Genomic DNA, 24395 nt, shown 5'->3' with positions numbered 1-24395 from the left:
TTGCGACGGTTTGATCACACGCTGTGCGCGTAAGCGATTGGCAACGGTCACGTCTTGGGTGGACCCAGAACAAACGCCGGATTCCAGTCTGCCGGAAAGCCCGCGAAGGTGGAGAATAATCCAATGTCGCGGAAATAGGGCGCCGCAGCATCAAGACGCTCCGCGAGCGAACGCGCCGCCACGCGCGTTGCGTCATCACTCTGCAGTCGCCCGCGTACGACGTCACTCATGAGGTCGGCCGCCAATCCGAAGCCATCAGCGGTGAATGGAAGGCCACGCATTGACAATTCTCGCACGCACCACTGGATCAATTTTGGGTCGATCATTCCGTAACCTGCTACGCGCCGACACTGTTCAGTCCAAAAGACGACGCCATCGGGAATTGCCGGAAACCAGTTGGCCAGATTGCGTGCCCAGTCATGCAGCCGGTCGAATTGATTCCCCTGAAGCAGTAGTGCGGCAGCAACCGTTGCAGCAAGCGGTGAAAGCAGCTTGAGCGTTTGCTCGCCGGAGTGAAACGCTACATTCAACGTCTTCTCCGTGCGGCTGAATTCTGAAAGCTGCGCGGCCGTAAGGGGATCGCGCGCGCGCAGTTGCTCCCAGGCCACCGCGATCCGGCCAGTCGGCCCCTCATTCTGCGTTGACAGATAGGTTGAAAAGTTAATGTAGTCGCCGTCCTCAACATCAATTTCGAGCTGAAAAATCGGACTTCTGACATCGCTCGGAAGAATGCAGCAGAAACGCCTACCGCGTTCGTTCTCGATGGTCATCACGTGCCCGACCGGGTCGTGCGTTTGAACACGGAAGTGTAACTGAATCCGGTGCAACTGCGGCGTCCTCACCGCCTGTGCGTATGAGAGGATCTCGACCGCCTTGTGATCGGAGGACAGATAGCTGGACAGGCCGACAATCTGGAGCTTGTCCAGCCACGGATACGTGACGGACTCAGAGCCGAAAATTGCGTGAAAGCGATCTATGTGCTCCTGGCGGCTGGCACCCTCCGCCGCCACGACGGCAGCCTGCGCTGGCTGATAGCGCTCGCGGAACCAAGTGTCATGAGAGCGCGTATGCTGCGCCGTCTTGGCTCGCTCTGGAGGAGCCCGCGTCACATCCAGCGAGAAGCTTGACGTCAGCGGAATCTCGGCGAGTTCAATCGGCTTTCCCGGGTCCGAGGAGGCCACCTCGGAACGCACTACCTGCACGACACTTTCGTTTGCCGCCTTGATCAGGGCGGCGACACGGCCTTTCATGTAGCTGGCAAGCTTGTTGATCTCGATCGTGGCGACGGGGCCTTTGCGAATGAGTTCGATCTGCGCTTCATCGAGCACCGGCACAGGCGCGTTGCTCAGCCCGTCGATCAGCGCCTGTCCGAACAGCGACAAACCGCCGGATCTCGGCGAATAGGCGCGCAAACCCGACGCGGTCGCGTACAGCACGGCCTTCTCGAACAGCGGATTGATGGGGCTGCGCTGATCGTCATTGAGGATCTTCGTGCCTTCGGCACCGCGGAGCGCGTCAACGTCATTGCGGCAACCGTCCAGCAGAAGCACATGGGACGATACGCGCGGGAGATAGGAGAGCGCATCGGTAAGGTTGGGTGTGCTGATCGCCTCGTTCATGGGCTGGCTGGGCGGTCGCAAATAATTGCTCGGCAGCAGCACCTGGTAATTCTGTCGCCGCTCCATGCCGTGTCCGCTGAACAGGAACAGGCTGCGACCCGTGGCCGGCGCCTGTAGCGCCGCCATGTCGGCGTACCAGTTTTCGATCGCGCGCTTGCAATTGTCGTACGTCGCTTCGGGCGCGTGCGCGCAAGTCGCGGCATCGCAGCCCGCCAGTTCGTCCGTCGTGCTGTTGCCTGGGCCCTTGCGCAGCGGCGAGATCAGCAGCCGCACGCGCGCGACCGGCCAGCCATCGAGTGTGTAGCCGCTGCGGAGCCAGCTAAAGAAGCGGTAGGCGGTCAATGCCGAGACGCTCAATTGCCCCAGTCCATAGGCCTGCGGCGCCGGCGCGCGGCCTCCATTGAGGTGATCGTAGCAGCTCACGCCGATGATCAGCGCATGCACACCGGGACCATCGGAGGGGCAATCGTCATTTGTCCAAAGTCCCTGCTCGGATTTGGATGGCTCGAGTGGCATGTCGGCCCCCTTGCTATGGAAACGCAGCCTTCAGCTTTTCTGCAAAGTGCCTGTAGAAGCTCGGGCGTTCGAGGTAGCCGCCGTGCGCGGCGGCAAGCGACGTGCCGCTCCAATAATCCTCGTCGTCAATGCCTTTTGCAAAGATGCCCTCGGTGGTGAAGCTGAGGATGTCGTTGCGATCCCAGACGTTCCACCAATGGCCGAGATTGGCGCTGGCGAGCGGCGTCGGCTTCTCCGTTGCCTTGGAGAACTCCGGCGAGCTTGCGAGAAACATGTTGAGTTCCTCGAAGAAACCGACCTGACTCGCGGTCGCGCACCAGAAGTCGACCTTGATATCGCTGCGGGCAGCCGGCAAGAACGAGGTCACGACGTCGTAGGCGATCTGGCCCCCCATGCTGTGGGTCAACAGCACGATCGGCTCGCCGCCGCGCGCCGCCTTGTTGGCATGCGCGAGCTCAAGCTCCTTGATCAGCACTTTCGGGATATCGCCCGGTTCTGCGGCGGTGCCGCGCCGTGTCATGTAGAACAGGAGATCGCCAAGAAAGCGCGTGACGAAATCGTTCAGCTTGGGGCGCAGCTCGCCGGCGACGAGGCCGACCGCCGCGGCCGGGCTGTCAAGTGTGCGTGAGAGGCTCTCGCTCACCCGGTCGCGCATGCCGCGCAGGAAATCCATCGCACCTTGACCCGCGAGCGTCGATTGCCGCTCGACATCCTCCTGCACCGCCTGGGAGAGAATGGCGAGCTGAGTATCAAAATCCTTGGCGGCCTTGAGCTTTGCGCGGATCGCTGGATCGCGCGCCACACGATCGGCTGCAATACCGATGCGGGCGCGCACCAAGCCGTCCACGGTGTTGCTGGCAACGGATACCGTGATCAGGTCGGCGAGGTCCTCATCGCTCAGCGCGTCGAGGCGCGCGTTCTGGGAGGGTCCGGGGGCCTGACCGCTGGTCAAGCTCGATGTCGACGCGGCTGCCCGGGGCACCTTCGCTGCGATCGCGTCGAGCAGTTCGCTGCGCTCGACCTCGGCGCCCTGTCCGAGCAGCGTACTCGGACGGGCGATGCCACCCCATTTCGGCGGATCGCACAATGGAAACCAGTCGGCCGCCCGGATCGAGACCTTGTCCGGATCCGGCGCAATCGCTGGCGCAACGATGCGACGAAGGTATTCTTTCACCGGCTCGAAATGCTTCGGATCGCGCGTGTTGACGCCATGCATGTAGATGATCGGCATCGCTTCTCCTCCAGGAGGTCCTTGGGCCCGATTAACTACTAGAGAGCGAAGTTTTTCAACCCTCGCCGCTTTGCCTCACCCGTAGCTCGAGATTGGATGCTCTCGCTGCGAGACCCGACGGACGACGACCTCACCGCCCTGCCCATCTGCCGACGAGCTATCGTTATGCTTTGACGCGACCGAACGATGCCGCATTCCGAACCCGGCTCAAGGAATTGGCTTCGCAACGTCGCCGCTTCAGCTACCGGCTTTCGGGGCTGCTATCGGCTCGGCAACGGCTCCGGAACAACCGGAAGAGGCTGTACGGGCTCTACAAGGAGGAGCTGCTGATTGCGCGCAGGCGCGATAGTCGCGAGCGGGCACTCGGCACTCGGCACTCGGAGCCAATGACGATCTCGTAGGATCAGAACCTACGCTGACCGACGCAAAATGGCTTTGTCGAAAGCTTAGCCGGCCACAGCGAGGGACTCTGCGACAATTATCTTCCGTACACCAATTTGCAGGCGTTTCGTGCAGATGGCGACGCCGCTGGTACGAATGAAAAGCGCAAGCCCCCTCTCGATGCAATCGGAACACACGGCAAACTAGATTAAATGCGCTGCGCGCAAGCGGACTTGTTTGCTTGTCAGCTTGATAGCTTGCTAACAATTCGCCACGCCGGCAGCCCGGTTTGATTCCCATAGCTCAGCGCTGCGGCCCCAACTCGTCCCGATCTTTCGGTTCACAATGTATCTTACCGTCATCCGGCCTGTATCCTACCGGTGCGGTACGGCATGGGGATGTCGCGGTTCGGCACTCGATCCGCCCGCGAGCACAGGTGCCGGAGGACCCGCCAACATTGTGACCGATCGCGCGCGGGGCCGCATATGATCTTGCTAACTTGTTAGCTCGTCGGTCCGCTGGCTTGCCAGCTCGTTCGCTTGCTGACTCACCAGCTCGATCGATTGCTCGCTTGCGTGCCTGCTATCCTTGAAGTTCCGAGAACTCCTTCGCCGCGAAGATAACCCGCAGGCGGCGTAGCCTTGCTCGCAGCCAGGAGGTTGCAGCGCTCAGGTGCAGCCCCTCCTCCCGCCACCAGCCAGCACTGCGAGCCAACGACATGCCCGACGCAGAAACAAGGAAGTCCGTCACCCTCAGCCGCGAAGAGCTCTACGCGCTCGTCTGGGCGACGCCGATGAGCCGCCTGGCGGTCCAGTACGGTCTCTCCGGCAACGGCCTCGCCAAGATCTGCCGGCGCCTTGACGTACCCTATCCGCCGCGAGGCTATTGGGCCCGCAAGGAGGCCGGCAGGAAGGTGATCCAGGCGGCCTTGCCCGCGATCCGCTCGGGCACACGGGGCAGGTGACGATCGCACCCAGCCTGCCTGCCTCACCACCGTCCGAGATGCCATCCGAACTCGAGGAGGGCCTTGCCACCGCACGCCGGCTGATCACGGGGCTCAGGGTCCCCAGCAAGCTTCATCGGCCCCATCGCATCGTCGCGGGGTGGATCGAGGAGCGCCAACGCGAGCGCGAGCAAGCCAAGCGCCATTCCTGGGGTCGCGGCGGCTACGTGCCGCCGGATTTTACGGTGATGGAGCATCGCCGCCATCGCCTCCTGAGCACCCTGTTCGCCACGCTGGAGAAGCACGGCTATACGGCGAAGGTCGACGAGCGCGGGCAGTCAGCCGTTGATGGTCTGCGAGCTCCTTGCCTCTGTCCCAGGTCAGCGACCGATCTCGCCCTCCCAATGGCCGGGCACCGCACGATCTTCAACTGACGGCGGTCGCTCGCTGATGGAGACGGCATTCTTGATCTGGCCGAGCCCGTTTCGTTTCATGCTGGCGTGCCTCGATCGGCGGACCATGCGCCTCGCCCTCAGGTGCTCAAGAAGCTCCTTTTTCAGCACGCTGCACGCCTGAATGAACAGGCTGCGATAGATCGTCTCGAGTGACACCTGCTTTTGAGGTTCCCCCGGATGGTTGATGGCGGGCTGACGATCCTCAAGCACACCTACGACCTCTCCAACGAGGTGCTGTGCGAGCGTTGGGTCGAGAACCCCTATAACTAATACTTCTGCGGCGAGAAGTTCTTCCAGCACCGGCTGGTGTTCGATCGCTCGTCGCTGACGCGCTGGCCACCGTGATCCCGGACATGGAGGCGCTGCTCGGCAACACCATCGCACGCATCCTCGCCGACAAGGCGATACCGCGGCCACAATGCGCCACCCGATCACAAGTTCAGGGTCTTCATCTCCGGCCAGAAGCGAGGGGTGACGACCAAGATCAAGCGCGAACTGCGCCGCCGGGCCGCCGTCGAACCCGTCATCGGCCATCTCAAGGCCGAGCACCGCATGGGCCGCAATTTTCTCTGGCTCCGCCAGGGGACGCGGCCAACGCCGTCCTCGCCGCCGCCGGCTACAACTTCCGCCGCCTCATCCGCTGGCTCAGCCTGATGCTGCGCCAAATCCTCTCGGCTCTCGCTGCCGCGCTTCAGATCGTTCCAGCCCGAAGCCAAAGTTCTTCACGGACGACAGCTTAGTCTAGCCACAGGCGCGACCGGAGGGTTCGTTTCCGTCCGATCGGAAGTATGGGCTGGGATATGGGCTGCCAAACAACGAGCTTCACGAAGCGCTGAAAATCAAGGAGTTTTCGTTCTGTATGGCGGAGAGAGTGTCCTGTCAATCTTGCTGAGATTGCTCGCCTTTTCCGCGCGCGTCGCGCGCAATCTACGGTCCTGACCACGGTCCGTTTTGCAGCCTCGCGACCGTAGTTTTGCGGCCAGCTCCCGCAGCGCACCGGCCTCGCCGGGCACCCTGCTCTCCTGTGCCAGCTCCAGGCAAATGCGTTCCATGCGCGCGAGCTCGTCGATGTCGTGCTGATGTTGCTCCGTGGCGACCATCAGACTCAAGCCACTGGCGGGCGGCCAAGAGGGCACGCGAGGAAGTTGTAACAAAACGACCTCGTCGGATTTCAGGGCAATCGCAACAGGGCCTCATGTTGATTACCCGGCCGTGTCCGAAGCGTTGTTGCTGGGGCGGAAGGCGGCGGCCACACCCCCTCTGCCCCGTGGACTCAGCAGAGCAGTCAAAAGTCGGCTCGATTTACTATCTGACTTCCAATAGTTGGGAGGCAGCGCGCCGGCGCCCAGTCTCGAAATATCCCCCTCTCATTGCGTTTTGGGCGAGAGATCCCCCTTGAACTCTCGCGTCGGTTGCGCTCCGATAGCCATCACTTGATGGAATCGATCATCATTGCATTCAGCTTCGATGTGGCAGCTACCATCGCAGCTTCGAGGTGCCATTCAGGCACCCAAACGGGGAAGGATCGATGGCCGAGAACACTGTGCCCGCCAATCGGAAGCGCCAGGTACTGGACGCCCATGCAGCCTCGCAGCGACAGCTCGCCAAATTGCCGGGTCAGATCGCCTGCACGATCGTTGCTATCGTTGACAGCCCGCCACTTTTTCTCACCCGGGCGGGTCTCAGCCTACTCTGATTTTGATGATGGAAACCAAATCACCTTCAAGGTCGATCCAGCCTTTCTTCACTAATTAGATAGCCACGGCATCCACTTCGGGTGAAGGCCAACCCGCCGCGCAATAATTCGAATGCTTGCACAATGCCCTTAACGCAAACGCACATAAATTTCGTCAGCGATTTCCTGGGGGAGATCATACAGGGTAACGCAGCGATTTTCGTCGGGGCCGGCTTGTCGGTCCCGGCTGGTTACGTTGATTGGCGCAACTTGCTCCGTCCTCTCGCGAAGGACCTCGACCTCAATATTGATCTAGAAAGCGATTTGGTTGCGGTTGCACAATTCCATGTCACGCACAGCGGGGATAACCGTCACAAGCTGCATGCAGCCCTGCTGGATGCCCTGTCGAAGGACGCAAAACCGACCAAAAATCATGAGCTGTTGGCTCAGCTCCCAATCCGAACAGTGTGGACGACCAACTACGACAAGCTAATTGAGAATACCTTCCGTGAGCGCGGTAAAACCGTCGACGTCAAAAGCGCCGTTCCTCAGCTTGCGACGAGCCGCGCCAATCGCGATGCCACCATATACAAGATGCATGGCGACATCGATCGACCTGATGAAGCCATTGTAACCAAAGACGACTACGAAAAATATGGAAGAGAGTTCGAACCATTCGTGACGGCTCTTGCGGGCGACCTCGTCAACAAGACGTTCCTATTTTTAGGCTTCAGTTTCACCGATCCGAACCTGGAGCACGTTCTGTCGCAAATCCGCCTGAACTTTAAAAAGAATCAGCGACATCACTACGCAATATTTCGAACGCGAAAGCAGCTCGCCGGCGAATCCGTTGAGGAATTTGCGCATCACCTAGCGCGCCAGAAGCACACAATTGACGATTTAAAACGCTTCAATATCAGAGCAGTACTCATCGACGACTACGCGGAGATTACAGAGATCCTCGATTCTCTTGTGCGCCGCTATCTTCGTCGGACCGTTTTCATCTCCGCTAGCGCGTCCGACTTCCATCCATGGGGCCAAGCAGCCGTAAGTCAGTTTGCTCAAGAGCTCGCGCGCCGATTGATCGCCGAAGGCACACGCATCGCCACCGGACTTGGACTGGGAATCGGCGACGCCGTCTTCACAGGCGGTTTGCGAGAAGCCATGAAGCAAGGGATTCGCATTGAAGACAGCCTGGTATTACGACCCTTCCCTCAGACAGGGGACCCGGCTCAACTCGCCGCTCTCTGGCACGACTACCGGCAGGAAATTATCTCGCACGCAGGGATCGCAATATTTCTGTTTGGTAATAAACACGATGCTGCGGGCTCGATCGTTCTCGCCGACGGTATGCGAAAGGAATTCGACATAGCTCGCGCTCAGCGCGTTGCTGTCTTACCAATTGGCGCGACGGGTAGCATGGCCAAAGAGTTGGCGGACGTCTCGTTAGCAGCTCCGGATCAATTCCTGCCTGATCAAGACGCCGATGCAATAGCCTTGCTCGCCTCGATCGCCGACCCTGCAGCGTGTGCGGATCTGACAACCCTCGTCGAACCTATCATCAAGCTCATCCACAAACTCCAGGAAAGAGCCTAGCCATGGCACGCAGAGTATTCTTCAGCTTCCATTACGATCGCGACGTCAGACGAATTCAACAGGTGCGGAATTCTTGGGTCGTTCGGGAACGCGGGGATGCAACTCCCTTCTATGACGCAGCCGAATTTGAACAAGCCCAAAAGCGCTTAGGGGGCATCAAGAACTGGATCGATGATCAACTCCAAAACACCAGCGTTACCGCCGTTCTTTATGGCACCGAGACTTGGAGCCGGCAGTGGGTAAAGTATGAGATCGAACAAAGCCATAAGCGAGGAAATGGGATCATCGCGATCGACATCCACAATGTGAGAGATCCACTGAAAGGGATCGATACACAGGGGCCTAATCCGCTCGATCACGTCGTTGTCGGCGGCCTTCCGCTCTCGCGTCTCTACCGTGCGAACTACGATTGGGTTCGCCATGACGGATATAACAACATCGGGGTTTGGATTGAGAAGGCCGCGCGAGACGCGGGACGCTAAGTGCCCTGCGCCCTTCGAGGGCGAACTGACCAGCCGTGGCTCTTCACCGTGATTTCCCACCCGAATGTTAGACGTAATGACAAAAACCGACGTGGCTCCAATGTCCTAGCTCTTGCGGTGTGGAAGAGTGGATATCCTCTAATATTAGCTAATCAAGAATCATGAGGGCAGCCAGAGGCACCCGCGCGAAGCTCCGTCAAGCGACCGCCACTCCTCGCACGCTGACGTGCGTGCCATTTATCAGATACAGATGCAATTATACCTCGCAGGGCATGATCTAACTTTGGTCACATGTTAGCAAAGGATGCGAAGGCGTCCTCATCACTGCGGTAAGCGCGCAACGATGATCGAAACGTTGTCTCGCCCACCCGCGTCGAGCGCTAAACCTAACAGGCTGCGGGCGCACTGCTCTATCTCGGTCTCTGTCCCAATAATCTGGCTAACCAATCTGTCCGAAACCATGTCCGTCAAGCCATCGCTGCAGATCAATAAGGTATCTTCTGAACTTAACGCTGGAGAAATTCCCACATGTGGTCGAATCGGGGTCTTTGCAACACGACCGCCAAGCGACTGGGTTATTTGGTGTGATCGCCGCTTTATTTGGGATCCGGTACCCAGCGGGACGTCGTCGTGCGTCAGTCTGATCAGCTCACTTCCTGAGTAGCGATACACTCGGCTATCTCCAACGTTGAAGTAGACTATCTGTCTTTCTCCTATGGCTACCCCCGCGATCGTCGTGCCCATTCCCTTCGAGGACAGCGCATGGTCCATTGCATCGTACACGGCGTCGTTGGCGAAATGAATTGCATTTTCCCATCGCCATGTCTCTGTGCCGTGAGGCGACACCTTGCGTATTGCCGAGAGCGCGGTCCTGCTGGCCAAGGCACCGTTGTTGTGCCCACCCATTCCGTCAGCGATGATCAGGACGCTCGTTTCGTCGGACAAACTGAACCGGCTCGGGCCGAATCTCTCTTCCGAAATGAGGCAGGCTCCAATAAGGACGGCGTCCTCGTTGATCTTCCTGACAAGACCGACGTTCGTCAAGGCGACGACTTCGAGCGCTAGCATCCGTTATTCGCTCTGCTCTTGTCGCCGCGCAGTTCCATCCAGCCTCCTGGCGAAATCGCGCACGAGTTCAGGGTCCTGCAGCAGATAACCAACCAGATGCGCCAAAGAACGTACTTTGCCGAGGTTGCCCAACATCGGCTGGTTGCAAACTAGCGCGAATTTATCATCACAAACGAGATGATGAAATTGGCTTCCCCTGCCCCCGGTTGATATTTGAAGATTGCCATATCGTTTGTTTAAGCGCTCAAGCTCGATTGCCGGCGATTCGGGTTTAGGAGGCTCTCGCAACGACAACATGACACGTACCCCACGGCTCAAAAGCTCCTCGAGTCGCTTAAGGAACAGAGCATCGACCACGGAGCGATCTACAATTCGACTTGATACAAGGAGCTGGTGATCGCAGCGCTCAAAGGCAGCTTCGCGGAACTCGGCTATTTCAAAAGGCGCGATTGGTCGAACCGCGAAGGACGCAAGTTGAGCCTCAGCCTCTGCCAAATCTTGTGCCGCGGATGCGACTGCTTCGGCATCGCTCGAAGCCGCGGAGATATCCAGTGCAGATCGGCGCTCAGCCTTTGTCAGCGCTGCTTGGTGCCGAATGCGAGCCAGCGACACGGACTGGCGCATATCTTCCGATGCCTCTTGCTCAGCAACCTTCTTTAGGATGTCTGACCCTAAGTACCGTCTAAGATCGCTAAGCGCCGCGGAGTCATCGATTGCTTTAACAAAACCCATCTTTTTCGGTCCGCCGCGCTCTGCGAATGCATGCTCAAGCGCTTCGTTCCTCGCCTCATCAACAATGAATGCGATCTGTATTTCGGAGGACCTGTGCTTCTTGTAGACTAGGGCAACGCCGGGCCTATAAAGTCTCACGCGACGCACAATTTTCTTCAGCCGCAAAATGTCCCGGCCGAGGGCGTCTCGCCCACCAGCATGTTGGGCCAACACGTGAAGAACTTCCGGGAGCGCGATTTGCTCAATTTCCGGACCCTCCGCAGGATAGGGCCGAATTTCGATCATGCGCTTCGGATCGATGTTCGCCGGGGCTAGCAGTTCCTCAGGTGGCAATCTAATTGGTCGCAGAAGCAACCGATCGTAAAGGAACACAAGCATCTCGTCCTGTGGCGAGGATTCCATCGCCTTGTCGAGCACTTCCTGCCCGCGCGGAGTTAAACTTGAACAACCATCCTCGTCACTGGTGATGTACCGATCGTTTCGGAGCTGACCGAGTGTCGCTAACACTGTTGTTGCATCGATCCCGAGAAATCCGGTAACGTCTTCTGTTCTTTGCAAGTTCTTCGACAAGCATCGCATCACAAATTCCTTGATCGGAGGAATCTCATGATGGATCATCGTTATTGAATCGACGGTGAGCCGGTACAGTGGAAGGGCAACTTCCGCGTAGTCGATGAGATCGTAGCCCGGGCGACGTTCGAAGCGCCTTGCAACATCACTTGCGTTCATCGGGCTGTCCTAATTTCGCAGCTCTCTGGGTTACCCTTAATGAAATCGAGCACGTCTCTAAATGGATTCTCTCCTTCAGCTTCACGGCAGAATTCATCATCACCGACGATCACCAGCGCGCTTCGGCCCCTCGAAAGGGCGACGTTGAGTCTGGGCTTCTCCCGAAGGAACCCGAGCTTTCCGTCTCGATTGGACCTGACGACGCTGTAAATGCAAATCTCCGCCTCGCTCCCTTGGAAGGCATCTACGGTGCTGCAACTGATTTTTAGACCAGACCATTCCTGGATCTGGTCTCGGATAGCGTCCTGAAGTGCTTTCACCTGGGCGACATATCCAGCGATTATCGCAACGTCGTAGACGGCTTTCCGCTTCTTAGCCAGAAAGTCGATTTGTTGGAGAAGATCCCTAACAATCCTGCACTCCGCTTCGTTTCGAAAACTTTGCCCTCGACGCGCTTCGCGACGATCATCGCTTGCGGTGGTCGAAAGCCAAGTGACCGGCTTAGGAAGCGTACCTGGAAAGGAGACGTCTGGCTTGCTTTTTGGACTGTTCAGCTTCCCACCGTAGAATACTTCACTGATCAAGTTCCCTATCGGCCGAACCATCCTGTGCTGGTTTGTAAGCAACGCCACGGAGTGCTCAGGCAAGGTTGACAGGAGTCGATCAAGGAGGGTCTGCTTCACCTCCCCTTCGTCGAATTGCTCCAGGCGCGTTATTTCGTCATTTTCAAAGAACGGCGGAAGCTGGGCGGGATCGCCTACCAAAATCCATTTACGGCTTCTAGCCATCGGAACCAAAATCTCCGTAGCAGTCGCCTTTGAGGCTTCATCCACAATGCAAAGATCGTAAGCAACTTCGGTCATTCCGCGAACGCTCGCCATTCCGATGCACGTTCCAGCAACAACCTGCGCGGAAGCCAGCATCGCTGCGTGAAAATCAGACGACCTTCCGACACGTAGTAACCAGTCTTCCTGCAGTTCGAGTAGCTCTCTGAAATGCCGCGCATCTTCGGTATTACCTAGAAGCATTGAGGACCAGTCGCGCAACTCTCTTGTTTCTGAGAGAGTCGAGAGCTCGGCTCCATAACCGCCAAACTGGCTCAAACGGGCCTTCACATCCTCGGCCTCCGCCCGAACACGTACGAGCGCATTGCGGAGCGCTCCTGCCGCTTCCTGAGCCTCAATGGACGCGGCGTCAGTGCCGGCGGACCCCGAAGTACCAGTCTCCATTAATGTCTTTTCCGCTCGCGCGTCGAGCGACCTCACCCGGTCGTTGGCTCTAGACAGAGACTCTTTGATACCTCCCTCCTGTTGGAGCAAAAGCGCCAAGCGCTCGGCCAACATCCCTACTTCGATATTGGCCCGATCGATTCCAGCAGACTTCGCCAAATCAGCCATGAAGGCTTGAGCTCGCTCGCGCACGGTTTCCGACCAAACTTGAGCCTTCCGATCGAGCACGAGATCGCGACAGGATGGACTGACCTTTAGATCATCAAGCTTTCCAATTCTGACAATATCGATCCCCGGTTGGCGCGCTCGGACTCGATCAATAACGTTGTCGAGCGCCACATGGGTTTGCGAAGATAGAAGGACGCGATGCTGCGGGTTACGGATCAAATACTGTACGATTATCTCTTCGATCAGCGTTGTCTTGCCAGTCCCTGGAGGCCCTTGGATCGCAAGGACATCTTGGAGCCCAAGAGCTCTTGAAAGTATCTCCTGCTTTTCAGGATCAAACGACTGTTTAGTCGCCAAAGGGGTAGTCAATGCCGCCGATGGGCGTGCCGCCGATGGCTGAACCAAAATTTCTTTTAATCTTGAACTCGCCGCCCGATCGTAGTTGATGGAATCGAGGGCCCTTCGCTGCCGTTCGATCGCTTTTTCCGCCGCGATGGTATTCAGCTCCAGCCGACCCTGTCGCGGAATCAGACTGGAGTCCCCAAAAGCCACTGTCACAACGACTTCTTGAAGATTGATGTCAACAATGTCGCAAAAGACATGTGATCCCGAGGCCGTCCTGATCACTCGCGACTGACCGATAAGCTCCAGCGCTACCGGAAGTTCGGTCGACAATGTCACGGCATTGTCTGTACGCTTGGCGTCTATGTACATGATTGCGTTTTCGCGCCTCTCTTCGTAGTCGGCTTTGTTACGAAGAAATGAGTACCAGAGCCGGAATACCCGGTCGCGCTGCTGGGCGATCGCCTGGTCCCTTCTCTCCTGCTCAAACGCCTCGATCTGCAGAGCGAGCTCACGGACCTCATCCGTCGCATCCAATACATCTGCCGGATCTTCGAAGGAGAAACACAGAGGAGCGCAAAAGCAGAGTTCTCGCTCCCGTTCAACATTTCCCGCTCCGCCTTGCCACGCTCTTTGGATCGACCACCGCGGAATGTTCTTCGCCAACCTCTGTGCTTCGAACGTCCATGTTACCGCAGTAATGCGGAGCAGTTCATTCGCGCCGTCATGCCCGGCGATGTATCTCAATCCGACCGCTACTTCGTGCAATTCGTCGAGCACAAAACGCTCAGCATCTTTGGTGCCGCTTCGGCCGATCTGGCGCAGAATGCGCTGGGCACAATCCCCTTCGAGCCGAATGTAGAGATTGAACGATGGCTTCGCTTTTGCCGCCGATCGGGAAGCAACGGCGTCAAGGTCCGCCAATAGCCCACTTGCAAGAGGTGGCCGCTCTGACGGCACGTGCGAGAGCGCCTGCTGCAGGACCAATGAAGGCACTGAGCTCTGGTCCAGACTCGCGAGCCGTTCTGACAGTTCGCCGTAATCGGTCGGCATCTTTCCCGAGAGACAGTAGATGGCCACCGCGGCCCAAGAAAAACAATCTCGGGAGCAACTCCATTCTCCTCCATCGTCTTCAGGAGGAGTGAACGGAGCTGAGCGGAACTGCGCGAAAGTTAATCCGAGCGAGGGACGCTCGAACTGCTTGGCGATGCCGTAGTCGGAGAGCTTCGGAACCGACGTATCGTCAATAAGTATATTCTGAGGCTTGATGTCTCGATGGTTCCATCCTCGGCTCTGGGCGTAAACCAGTGCATCGAGTATGGGGCGCCCTATCGACGTATAGAACTCTCGCCACTCCAACGCACCACGCTGCGCAATAAAGTCAAAGAGGTTCGTGGGCACCCACTCTAGGACCATGTAAAAGCCGAGCTCGTCGGCGCCAGCGTCCAGCAGTTCTACGATGTTCGGATGTTGGCAAAGATCGGCTAGGGCCGCGTACTCTCGATTAAAGCTGTCCTTTAGACGCAGATCATCGGGACTCCCCGCCTTCATTCTCTTGATCGCGCAGAACCGGCTGGTCTTTAGGTCGAATGCTTGGCTGACGGTTGACATCCCGCCTTGCCTAGTTGGTTCGTGCGTAAGGGCATAGCGGCCATCGATGATGCGCCCAGCCGCGCTTGGATTGATGCTTGAGTTCAAATGCGTAAGGCCCCCGCCTCCAATAACGACAGGCGCAGGCAAGCGCCTTCATTTTAGACTTATTCTGACGTGTTGTACATGTGGTACACAACCTTACTAAAGTCGCAAGTGCGATTGCAAAGCAACTCCTTGGGCGCCTGATGCGCCGCCCGCCACAGGTACATCCGCTTCGCGCTTGGCAGAGGGTTGATGTAGCGCTCGTGTCAGATCCAAGTGGCAGGCTTCCAAAATGTCTGGCAATCGGAGTGCGTGGACCTTCGGCGACATCAGACGAAGCGGCACGGCAAAAATGTAGTTTTCGACCGTAGACTTGAGAGGCGCGACCGACGAGTCTGGAAAAACAATTGAAACTCAACTCTTTAGACGTGTTGGTCGGAGGAGCGGTGATCCGCCCCCATGCTTCGACAACTTGACTCCCCCTTTGCCAACCCGAAACCTCTGGCGAACAAGCTGGTGGAGCTCGCGGGCCGCCATTCGCATCCGAGTGCCCGCAGTTCGGTCGAGAAGCCGACGAGATCCTGGAGACTGCGGCCTAGCCGATCGACCGACCAAGCGGCGACCAAGCTGACCTTGCGGGCGGTGGCGTCCTTTAGCAGCCGGTCGTAGCCCGGGCGCTTGTCGCGGCCCTTCCCGCCGCTGATACCAGCGTCCTCGTAAACGCCTACGACCTTTCATCCCGAGCGCGCGACGACTGCTTCTAGTTCTCGCCGTTGGTTTTCCGTCGTCTGTCCACCCGATGAAACCCTCAGATGGATGCCGACAGGCTTCATGATCGCCCCCGGGCGGCAACAACCGCTCTGCAAACAAACTAGTTTTTCGCCCGGAAGACTTGGGGTTTTCCGTATGGCCGGATTTGAATCGGCCTACCAACGCGCTTCGGGCTGATAGGCAATCTGCTGCAGCTCTTTGTTTGCGTTGCCTCGGCCTTGGTACGTCCCCAAGAGTTCTCCGGCGTCCTCAAGGCTCTTAATTTGGTAAAGCTTCCAACGCTTATCCTTGCCGCCGCTTTCCAACCGACCTTCGTCGCAGTTGCCGCTATCAGTGATCGTGTAGCATCTTCTATCGTCGGCCCTGTCCGGCTGAGCTGTGGACCGTTCCATCGCCTTGCACGAACGCACCTGGCCAGCCGCCGTGCACCTCAATTACTTCGTCGATTTCTTTCATCAGACGGATGGTTTCGGACAGCGCCAGTACTATCTTCTGATAGTGGGCGATATCTGCCTTGGAGAGTGTGCGGCCTTTGCGGTCTTTGAGCCATTTTTCGCAGACCTGGTAGCCACCGATGTGGAAGTTCCATACGGAGTGGGACACGCCACGGAAACCAATCGTGCCGGGCGTCGCGGCCTGATTATTCTTCGTTGTCGCGTCTAGCCAAACAGCATCGTCCGACCACCCAACTCGCTCGACGTAGGGATTCTTTGGGCCAGCATAGGTATCGATGAAGTGATCCAGTTTCGGTGATTCCATTAGGTGCAGGGCGATGAGCTCTCGCCCTAAGCCGGCGAGTTCAACGAACAGCTTCAAGCTACCAGGAAGCGGTATGCGCGGAAAATCGCTCTTCAGAAACTCGTCGTAACGAGTCCGATATTTCGGACTATGAAATACCGAGTAAATATATTGAAAAATATCTTCTGCTGATTGACCCGCGGGTAACTTCTGCGTTCCCTCCTGCCGAATTCCCAACGCCGTTGCCAGAGTTCTCAAAAACGAAGCAGAAAAATTAACGCGATGATCAGTAATCAGACTTCGCTGTGAGGCATCCGGCTCTTCTACGAGATAAAGTGGAAAGACACTGTTCGTGTCGTAAGCGGACATCGCCTTGTGGGAGCTAACGGTTCGGGCGGTCCAGACATCCCATTGGTCTTTGGTCATGCGAGTGGCTAGCATCGTCAGGTTTCGGCGTTGTCCGACGACATGTTGCATAGTCGGCCATGAACGACCCCACACGAGTGTCGCGTTAAAGAATATCCAGCGAGAATCGAATGGTCGATAGTTTGTCTTGATTACGGCTTTCGGAATATCAACATACTTTAGCTCTTTTCGAGCGCGCCCAACATCCCACCCCTTTTTTTCAGAAACATCGAAGGTCTTCAGCAACGAAACGTCGTTTTTGCTCGAGGCGTTGAATGCTCGAACACGCTCAACAACAACATCTCGTTCGAAGTCGATAACTAGGTTGTCTCGCGCGGTGATGTAGCCCGCGCCGTTCACAGGCATAGCTGTTGGCAGACTAGGCCAAACCTCAAACTCAGATTTCAGTGAGCAATTTTGCGGGACGAAAAGATACAAATCCGCCGTCGGGTCAATTGGCTGCCAAACTTGCGTGCCAACGCTGTTCGCGGCTAGCCAGGCTTCCTTGCTTTCCTGGGTTCCCCATAGTTCGTGGTGCTTCATCTCACAGGAAGCGTGAGCGCCTGGCAGGCGGACACTTAAGGCAATAGCCACGCCCTGCTTTATTTGAAAGAGATTCTCGTCCTTGCCGCCAGCAGGCGCCTGCTCTTTCTTTGTTGAGTTGCCGTGAAGATCATTAACCCAAAGGCGAGAGTCAGAATTCAGCAGGCTCCACCTCATCCCGCGCATAGTCGGATTGTCCAAGAACGAGTGATTAGTGATCAGGCCGGAAACTCCCACTTCGGATCGCTCGATGGCTAGTTGCGAGAGACGAGCAAATTTCACGTAGTCATCATTTAGGTTCTTCTCTAATTGTAACGCGCCACGCTCTCGAATTCTTTCACCGTTTATAAATTTATAATCTTCGATAAGCGCTCGATGCTGTGGTTCCAGATTCGCCGACAGAAGAGAATATGGAGGATTACCTATCACCACCGTAAAGCGTTGCTTTCGCTTGACCTCATTTACAGCTTGCGCTTCGTGCGCAAGAGCCGGAATGGCGAAGAAAAATCGACCTGATAAGTCGTGCGCCGACTCAAGCGCGTTCGTCAGATAAACTCGTGCCCGCTCGTCGCTGCCGAAGCGGTAACCGGTCTCATAGAGCTTTAAACCTATCTTCAGATGGGCGATGGCGTAGGGCGCCATCATCAATTCGTAGCCGTGCAGGCGTGGCAGCAGGTGCTGGGGAACGTACTGGTTCCAAAGCCTAACGATGTTCTCCTGGCTCACGCCCTGTGCCTCCCATTTGGCCACGAGCGTTCTGTGGATCAGATCGATAACTTCGACGAGGAAGGTGCCAGTGCCGGTCGCAGGGTCGAGTATTTGGACAAACGCTTGGCTGGCTGGAACACCTTCGGGGATCTTTAGATCCCCGTGTCGCTTTGCCATCTCGCCCCATGAGATCGTATCTGCGAGACCGTCCTGGAGACCAAGCTCAGAGCGCAGCAAGTCGTCCACGGAACGCACGATGTAGGAGACCACCGAGCGTGGGGTATAGAAGACGCCACGCTGCATTCGTTTCTTAGCATCGTATTCCTTCAAAAAGAGTTCATAAAAATGGATGACCGGATCTTCCTGCGGGTTGCGATCTCCGAAGTCGCGGACGACGGCCTCCATGTTGGAGTTGTCCAACAACTCCACGACCTCGCTTACTCCTAATTCGTCGAAATCGATGCCTGGCCCGCCTGCTTTGCCGCGCCGCCCGCCGACGTGAAGGAAAGTCTCCATCAGCTCGCGCAAGAATGGATTAGTGCGCATGTGGGCAGCAAAGTCATCCGTCGTTTTCTTCTCTGGGTCAGCGATACGCGCCGAAAGCAAACCATAGGCAATGGTCTGAGCGTACATATCTGCAAAGCCATCGGGGTCAAGGTCGTGGACGAGCGCCTCCTGGAACGCCGTCATCAGTTTGGTGAGCAGGCCCTCCTCCGTTTCAATGGCGAGGGCTGCCTTGATGCGGTCACGGATGGCGCGCGCCAGTTCGGCAAGACGAATGGATAGGTCGCGTGAAGTGGTAACAACCTCCCGGTGTCGCACGCTAAAGGCTGTGCGCCAGCTTCTTCGCCAAGCCTCGACGTCTGCGTCGTCGTCGGGCCAAGCGAGGTGCTCCGTCAGCTCCTTGGCCACATTATCGAGGTGAAGCGCTGTATCTAGATTGTCCCAGCCCAAGACCTTGAGGGTGGGTAAATCGTTACTGTCCTGCGCCTTCGAGAAATGTGCGAAGCTAATCTGTCGTTCATCGCCCTCGCCGTAGTTGGAGATGAACAGCAGATCATCCGCAGACCAAGCGGCCCGCTCAGCGCTATTGGCAGAGGATCGCTTCTTTAGCGCAACTTGGCTCAGAATGCGGCGGAGTGCGACGACCGGCAGATTTTTCGGCTCGAACTTTACAAAAAAGATGCCCCATGGCTGCTTGGACGAGAGCGGGCGCAGACGCTTGATTTCCTGGATCTTCGCCGAATTGTGAGCGTCAATACCGAGTTCAGCGGCCGTGAAATCGTAGAACAGATCGTCCACGTCTTCGAAAGAGTCTCGGGCAATAGGCCATCCCATCTCATCGCGGAGGTAAGCGATGAGCTGGTCAAACCGCTTGATCCTTGCAAGCGCGGCGCGGTGATCGGTCGACATATGCTCAGCCCTCGTTAAGTTCCATCCAGCATTTGAGTGCCGGCTTCACACCCACGGGGGCGTCTACTCTTTTAAGGTACGTGTTCTTGATGTGCTTCTCGATCTTGCCGCGGAGATCGATCAAGGTTTTTTCGTTTGTCTTGCACTGCCGTGGCGTTTCCGCTTGGGAGCGAATACTGGCGACTATGTCGCCTGGCTCTTCAAGGACCGTATTCCGACCCAGGTCATACAGATACCAACGTGTAGTACCTGCTTCATGGGTAAACTCGCCGGTTTCCTTGTCCAGGGCGGGGAGACCATAACAAAAGAACACACCTGTCGTACCCTTTGGCGGCCGTTGCCTTCCACTAAAAAGCCCGCCGGGCATTCCCCTGAGGCGATCTTGAAGCGTCGGATCCGTCAATAGCAGGGCTTGGTATTCGAGATGCATGTCTTCGATGGCAGTTTTGGTGCCTTCATATGCGTGATTGAACTCCCTGAGTGCGTCGTAATCATCATCCGGCCTCAGAAGCTTCTTTCCCTCGATCCCGAAAGTCTTGGAAATCAGAAGCGTTTTCTGAGTTACCTTGGTGTACAACGTCAGAATTGCGTTCAGCTCGTCAGGTGGCAGGAAGTTCCAAAAACTTACTTTGCCGCGCGATGAGGTCACCTCTGGGTGATCGTTGACCAGCCGCTTCTCCACCTCTGGATTCATGCGGCGATCAACGCGACCAATACGCTGCATCAACCGCACAGGATTCCAGTGAATATCGTAGTTGATCATCCGGGACGCATCTTGAAGGTTCAAACCCTCGGAAAGCACGTCTGTTGAGATCAACACCCGAATCTCAGCGCGACTGCTGTCGACGAGCATCTTGCTGGTGTGGGCATTGTAATAGGGTGAGAAGCGTTGGATAACGTCGGCACGATTTGTCTTGGTCCCGCTGTCGACCTGCGCCACTCCCTCAACGCCTGCCTTGTCCAACTGACGCTTCAGATACCTGGCGGTATCGGCGAACTCCGTAAAGATCAGAATCTTTTGGTCCGCCAGCTCCTTGGATTTGAGCAGACGAATGAGTTTCTGCAACTTGTCATCGTGCTTTGTTTCGAATTTTCTGGCCTCCTCGATAAACTGAACGATCTGGTCCAGGTCCAGAAACGTCTCTGACATCATCTCGGCAACGTCGTAGTCCTCTCGCTTGAGGCGCTCCACAGCGTCGAGCATTTCTTGCGGCACGACATCGTCATCAGGGTCGCTGTCGTCATCCTCCCAAAACTCCAGTTGCCGCGCTGCAGCGTAGCCAAGAATTTCCGCGTTTTGCGATTTCCAGCGTTCCAATCTCTTCTTTTCGGAGTCAGTTTCGCTGTGCACCTCAAGGAACGCCAGCAGCTTTCGGAGAAGGCGATCGCAGGACAACTCGAATGCCGCCACGGAACTTTCGAATCGCTTGAGAAAATTCGTCCTGATAAGACCAACGACCTGTTCCAGGCGCCCCTTCTCCAGGGCATCAATGCTCTCGTCCGGGCCCACGTACCATGTGAGCGGATAATACATCGGCAGCGTAAATAGCGGCTTTGTTCGGGTAAATGCTTTCTCAAACATCTCCAGCAGGCGGCCATAGGTCTTCCGGATGGAGTACTCGGCGACCTGGGGAGCTTTTCGTTCCGGAAAGACAGCGGCGTTACCTGTCTCACGCATCTGGCTCTCGCGTGCGTAGGCCCTACTTCGCTGCACAACGAGATTCTTGAAGGTCTCGTCGGCGGCGAGAAAATCCTGTACTTCCGCGATGTGCCCCGAGACATCCGCGACTTCATGGCCGACGGTTCTACGTAATTGCTTTTCGATATTGTTGAAATGCGATCGCAGATTATTTACGCCGAGAGTCCGTGCGAAATAGGCTTCGTCCCGGCGAGTAAACAGCTCCGCCATATGCCGGAAATCGCTGATCCGATTATTGATCGGAGTGGCCGTGAGCATGAAAAGGCTCTTCGGTCGGACCGACGAATCCAGGAGGTCGTAGAGCTGATAGTAACGCGATGGTACGCCCTCATCGTCGGCACCTCGGCGGCTTCCGGGATTACGAAAATGATGGGCCTCGTCAATGATCACGACATCCGCCAATTCTGCAATACGGCGAAACCGCTCCGGAAACTCGCCTCTTCGACCAAGATCCGTATGACTGAAAACCGCCAGATTACTGAAGTCAGCATTTCCTCCGATGCCACCGATATGCGGGAGGTATTCGCGGAGATGAGGCTCCCAAACACCTTCCTTCGCCGCTTTCGGTGCAAAGAGCACCACCCGCTTTCCCTCGTGCAGGACTAAGCGCTCGATCAGCATCAACCCAACAAAGGTCTTACCCAGGCCGACGCCGTCACAAAGAAATGCGCCCCCATGCTGCCGGGCGATCTTCATCAAGGCCCAATATGCCTCCTTCTGGTAGCGATCAATTTTGGGGAACATCTGTGAGCGGGCCTCGTCCCACTCGGTCGCCGTCAATTCATGCCCGCGGAAAAACTCCTGAAGCGCCTTTGTATAGACATCGAAGGGCGAATAAAGCCGGACATGGCGCGAAATCGCTTCGAAAATATGGTCCGTGACGTCAGCAGCTTCAGCCCAATGAGCCTCAAACCATTCCTGGAGTTGGATAACCTCGCGTGCACTCTGAATCTGGACGTTCAGCTCGATATTCTTGGTCAGTCCCGGCATCGTAAAGTTGCTTGAGCCGACCAATGCTTGGGAACCGATAACGTCGAGTTTCGCGTGGGTAATATATGTTTTCGCGTGAAATTTTTCGCGGTCGTAGACCCGGCATTCGATCTGCCGGGACTGAAGTGCCGCGATGATCGCAGGCACACCTCGAAGGAATGGATTCGGATCCTTGGTCGCTTCCAAGCTTTTGTCTAGCTCGTCAACAGCTTTTTTGACCACGGCATCCAAAAAGGCCTTTCGTGTTCGGTGCGTTGTGTCGGCTCCCATAAGTATTCGGATTTTGCTGAGCGACTGCCACTTTCCGTCAAGGGCCAAGATGGTGCCGATGTCGAAATAGCCAGTAGCGATATCAAAACCTTTGGCTATCTCCGTCCACTCTTCCAGATACCGAAGCGCGGTCCAGCCCGACACACTATTGTCAACAATGAAAAGATCACGGCCCTTTCGTTCTTCGTTCATGACCGAGCTCCCCGAGCAGAGGCAACCACGGCCTGGCGCTTCAGAACCTCGGTCTCGAAAGCATCGAGAACGAGATCGTACGATCCCTCATTCTTTCCAACCTTCTGTGGATCAGCACGGAAGGCGTCTAGAATAACTCGGTATTTTTTCACGATGGATTCCAGATGCTCATCCAGGAAGTGGAACGGATCTTCCTTCCAGCGGACGTGTCCATTTGCTTCCTTCGCCATGAGTGCCTTTAGCCCATAAACTAGGGGCATGATGAGCCCATCTGGGTATGCGTAGTCGACTTCGACATCGGTGAAATGGGCCCGAGGTTTGGACCGCATCCTGTCGGCCATCTTGACCACTGAAAGGCCCCCAAAACGGCCGTCGCGATCACCATTGTAAGCGGCGGGGAAATCCCGATAGATCTTGTCGTAAAGTTCCGGAAGCTCGCCGGCAATTACAAGCGCGCTGTGCACAGCGGTGTTGTGTAGTTCATGTGTGTAGTCACCATCCGAGACGCTGGATACGCGCTCGTCGCTCATCAACGTATCGAAGTGCTTCGCAAGCTCGCCTTTGTTGCGGTAAAGATTTTGAGGCGGGATTTTGAAATCGACGGGGAGATCAATTACGGATAACGGAATCCAGGCGAGCGCGATTAGATCGCGTACCTTGATCTCACCACCGTCATTCGTTTTCCACTCGACACGACTTGCAATCGATGGCTGCAAGGATCTTCGAAGATATTCGTAGAATCCCTTCTTGTTTGCTTTGGTTTCCAAAGTCAGCTCGACGTTGTTGTTGCGCGCAGCGCAAATATCGAGAAGAGAACTGTTGAATTCGTCAACGGTATCGCTGTTGGCGATGTCCGCTGGCACAAGCACTTCGACCGGAACAAGAAAATCGAGCGGACCGCTTCCCGATTCTTCGCCTGCAATTCGCTTTAGTTCTTCGATCTCGGTGCGATTAGCGGCCCAAGCATCCTTGAGCTCCGTCCAACGCTTGATCTTCTTGAAAATCCGGTCATCGCCAAGGGCTCGCGCTAGGACGTATGTGCCGATCGCCAGCATATTATGCCCGCCGTCCAGGATTCCCTCGATTTTGGTATTCTCGAAGCGGATTTCGTAGCGTTTGCGTTCTAGTGCTGCGTAGTTTGACGCGCCAACAAGAACGCCCTTGGTCTTGAAAGGGAAAGTATCTGGCGTCTCGCAAATGCTGTCGATGATATCAGCAGTTACTGCGCCGGCCTTGGCCTCGCGGGGGTTCGCTTCGAGGTCTGCGGCGTCAAACAGCTGCAGCATATTCTTGGCCCTGACAAAGCCCACAATTCGGCGAACGGGACCCTCCGTTTGCTCGGACACCTGTTCAAAGCGGATAACGATTTTAGCGGGATTCATTTTCGGTTCTCCAAATGGAGAGACCGATTCTAGATGCGGGTTCACGCATATGACGGCTCGATCGGAGCGCAAAATGTCCCGAAGAACCATCGCTATCCAGCGACACCACTACCAGAACCGTCTCAGGTTCTTCTTTTCAGCTTCCGTCCGGAAGCTCAGTTAAGATGCACAATCGCGGGTTGTCCGTCAAGATGGTTCGTCTTCGAAGATAAGGTTATGAGCTCGCTTAACCGGCTGGGCCGCATCGAACCATCAAAAGTTAACCGGTTGGGTTCAGCACCTCTGCTGCCTCCCACGGCGAAGGGCTGGTGAACTTGGACTTCCGGCCGAAGATGCCCCCTCGCTGTTGCGCGCTCGCGCCCGGTCAGTTCGCGCTTGAACCCGGCGAGACTGTTCAAAACAATCTGGCTTTTTACGCCTGCTTATTAGACCTTAGCCCCACCTCGAGACGCTGCGCCGTCTTACTCCTGGGCGCGCAAGTGG

General features: G+C 56.6%; 13 protein-coding genes and 4 pseudogenes. 7 read left to right on the top strand and 10 right to left on the bottom strand.

Features of this window, described 5'->3' with window-relative positions; all coding sequences use genetic code 11:
- Positions 1 to 47: 47 nt before the first annotated feature.
- The gene (locus AC0L3X_RS22820) at positions 48 to 2135 is read right to left on the bottom strand and encodes a caspase family protein (RefSeq protein ID WP_473316789.1); all 2088 of its coding nucleotides are present in this window, start codon (positions 2133 to 2135) and stop codon (positions 48 to 50) included.
- Between the two features lie 13 nt (positions 2136 to 2148).
- Positions 2149 to 3366, bottom strand: coding sequence for a hypothetical protein (locus tag AC0L3X_RS22815; RefSeq protein ID WP_473316788.1), 1218 nt, complete (start codon positions 3364 to 3366; stop codon positions 2149 to 2151).
- A gap of 1099 nt (positions 3367 to 4465) precedes the next feature.
- On the opposite strand from AC0L3X_RS22815, the gene AC0L3X_RS22810 reads away from it, so the two are divergent.
- Complete coding sequence (locus AC0L3X_RS22810; protein WP_473316787.1) at positions 4466 to 4711, top strand: hypothetical protein; 246 nt, start codon at positions 4466 to 4468, stop codon at positions 4709 to 4711.
- Entirely contained in the window at positions 4708 to 5124 is a 417-nt protein-coding gene (locus AC0L3X_RS22805; RefSeq protein WP_473316786.1) for a hypothetical protein, read from the top strand. The genes AC0L3X_RS22810 and AC0L3X_RS22805 overlap by 4 nt, the downstream gene beginning before the upstream one ends.
- Here AC0L3X_RS22805 and AC0L3X_RS22800 read toward each other — a convergent pair.
- Positions 5080 to 5304 (bottom strand): annotated as a pseudogene (locus tag AC0L3X_RS22800) (IS30 family transposase); the annotation flags it as partial. The gene AC0L3X_RS22805 and the pseudogene AC0L3X_RS22800 sit on opposite strands and share 45 nt — an antisense overlap.
- A gap of 30 nt (positions 5305 to 5334) precedes the next feature.
- Here AC0L3X_RS22800 and AC0L3X_RS22795 point away from each other — a divergent pair.
- The 5 genes and pseudogenes from AC0L3X_RS22795 to AC0L3X_RS22775 form a co-directional block, all read left to right on the top strand.
- Positions 5335 to 5481: pseudogene (locus AC0L3X_RS22795) on the top strand (transposase); the annotation flags it as partial.
- Positions 5478 to 5885, top strand: a pseudogene (locus AC0L3X_RS22790) (IS5/IS1182 family transposase); the annotation flags it as partial. The pseudogenes AC0L3X_RS22795 and AC0L3X_RS22790, both read left to right, overlap by 4 nt.
- 788 nt (positions 5886 to 6673) lie before the next feature.
- Positions 6674 to 6841, top strand: a complete 168-nt coding sequence (locus tag AC0L3X_RS22785) for a hypothetical protein (RefSeq protein WP_473316785.1) — start codon at positions 6674 to 6676, stop codon at positions 6839 to 6841.
- Positions 6842 to 6964: 123 nt separating this feature from the next.
- A complete protein-coding gene (locus tag AC0L3X_RS22780; RefSeq protein WP_473316784.1) occupies positions 6965 to 8416 on the top strand; it encodes an SIR2 family protein in 1452 nt (483 codons plus the stop codon).
- Between the two features lie 2 nt (positions 8417 to 8418).
- Positions 8419 to 8898, top strand: coding sequence for a TIR domain-containing protein (locus AC0L3X_RS22775; protein ID WP_473316783.1), 480 nt, complete (start codon positions 8419 to 8421; stop codon positions 8896 to 8898).
- Between the two features lie 321 nt (positions 8899 to 9219).
- Here AC0L3X_RS22775 and AC0L3X_RS22770 read toward each other — a convergent pair whose 3' ends face one another.
- The 7 genes and pseudogenes from AC0L3X_RS22770 to AC0L3X_RS22740 form a co-directional block, all read right to left on the bottom strand.
- A complete protein-coding gene (locus AC0L3X_RS22770) occupies positions 9220 to 9966 on the bottom strand; it encodes a PP2C family protein-serine/threonine phosphatase (protein ID WP_473316782.1) in 747 nt (248 codons plus the stop codon).
- Between the two features lie 3 nt (positions 9967 to 9969).
- Positions 9970 to 11427: a phospholipase D-like domain-containing protein gene (locus AC0L3X_RS22765; protein ID WP_473316781.1), complete on the bottom strand. Its 1458-nt coding sequence runs from the start codon at positions 11425 to 11427 to the stop codon at positions 9970 to 9972.
- Complete coding sequence (locus AC0L3X_RS22760; RefSeq protein WP_473316780.1) at positions 11424 to 14777, bottom strand: AAA domain-containing protein; 3354 nt, start codon at positions 14775 to 14777, stop codon at positions 11424 to 11426. Before AC0L3X_RS22760 ends, AC0L3X_RS22765 begins: the two co-directional genes overlap by 4 nt.
- A 446-nt stretch (positions 14778 to 15223) precedes the next feature.
- A pseudogene (locus tag AC0L3X_RS22755) lies at positions 15224 to 15520 on the bottom strand (recombinase family protein); the annotation flags it as partial.
- Between the two features lie 403 nt (positions 15521 to 15923).
- The gene (locus AC0L3X_RS22750; protein ID WP_473316777.1) at positions 15924 to 19379 is read right to left on the bottom strand and encodes a type ISP restriction/modification enzyme; all 3456 of its coding nucleotides are present in this window, start codon (positions 19377 to 19379) and stop codon (positions 15924 to 15926) included.
- 4 nt (positions 19380 to 19383) lie between these two features.
- Positions 19384 to 22530, bottom strand: a complete 3147-nt coding sequence (locus AC0L3X_RS22745) for a helicase-related protein (protein ID WP_473316776.1) — start codon at positions 22528 to 22530, stop codon at positions 19384 to 19386.
- Complete coding sequence (locus AC0L3X_RS22740) at positions 22527 to 23912, bottom strand: hypothetical protein (protein ID WP_473316775.1); 1386 nt, start codon at positions 23910 to 23912, stop codon at positions 22527 to 22529. Before AC0L3X_RS22740 ends, AC0L3X_RS22745 begins: the two co-directional genes overlap by 4 nt.
- Positions 23913 to 24395 lie beyond the last annotated feature (483 nt).

The organism is Bradyrhizobium sp. MI1.7 (genome assembly GCF_055811795.1).
The sequence above is the reverse complement of the archived record's forward strand: the minus strand, read 5'-3'. Positions and strand labels throughout refer to the sequence as shown.

What these genes read in the sequence shown, in the direction of transcription:
- AC0L3X_RS22820 (WP_473316789.1), bottom strand. Translation starts at nt 2,135, where the DNA reads ATGCCACTCGAGCCATCCAAATCCGAGCAGGGACTTTGGACAAATGAC.
- AC0L3X_RS22815 (WP_473316788.1), bottom strand. Translation starts at nt 3,366, where the DNA reads ATGCCGATCATCTACATGCATGGCGTCAACACGCGCGATCCGAAGCAT.
- AC0L3X_RS22810 (WP_473316787.1), top strand. Translation starts at nt 4,466, where the DNA reads ATGCCCGACGCAGAAACAAGGAAGTCCGTCACCCTCAGCCGCGAAGAG.
- AC0L3X_RS22785 (WP_473316785.1), top strand. Translation starts at nt 6,674, where the DNA reads ATGGCCGAGAACACTGTGCCCGCCAATCGGAAGCGCCAGGTACTGGAC.
- AC0L3X_RS22780 (WP_473316784.1), top strand. Translation starts at nt 6,965, where the DNA reads ATGCCCTTAACGCAAACGCACATAAATTTCGTCAGCGATTTCCTGGGG.
- AC0L3X_RS22775 (WP_473316783.1), top strand. Translation starts at nt 8,419, where the DNA reads ATGGCACGCAGAGTATTCTTCAGCTTCCATTACGATCGCGACGTCAGA.
- AC0L3X_RS22770 (WP_473316782.1), bottom strand. Translation starts at nt 9,966, where the DNA reads ATGCTAGCGCTCGAAGTCGTCGCCTTGACGAACGTCGGTCTTGTCAGG.
- AC0L3X_RS22765 (WP_473316781.1), bottom strand. Translation starts at nt 11,427, where the DNA reads ATGAACGCAAGTGATGTTGCAAGGCGCTTCGAACGTCGCCCGGGCTAC.
- AC0L3X_RS22760 (WP_473316780.1), bottom strand. Translation starts at nt 14,777, where the DNA reads ATGTCAACCGTCAGCCAAGCATTCGACCTAAAGACCAGCCGGTTCTGC.
- AC0L3X_RS22750 (WP_473316777.1), bottom strand. Translation starts at nt 19,379, where the DNA reads ATGTCGACCGATCACCGCGCCGCGCTTGCAAGGATCAAGCGGTTTGAC.
- AC0L3X_RS22745 (WP_473316776.1), bottom strand. Translation starts at nt 22,530, where the DNA reads ATGAACGAAGAACGAAAGGGCCGTGATCTTTTCATTGTTGACAATAGT.
- AC0L3X_RS22740 (WP_473316775.1), bottom strand. Translation starts at nt 23,912, where the DNA reads ATGAATCCCGCTAAAATCGTTATCCGCTTTGAACAGGTGTCCGAGCAA.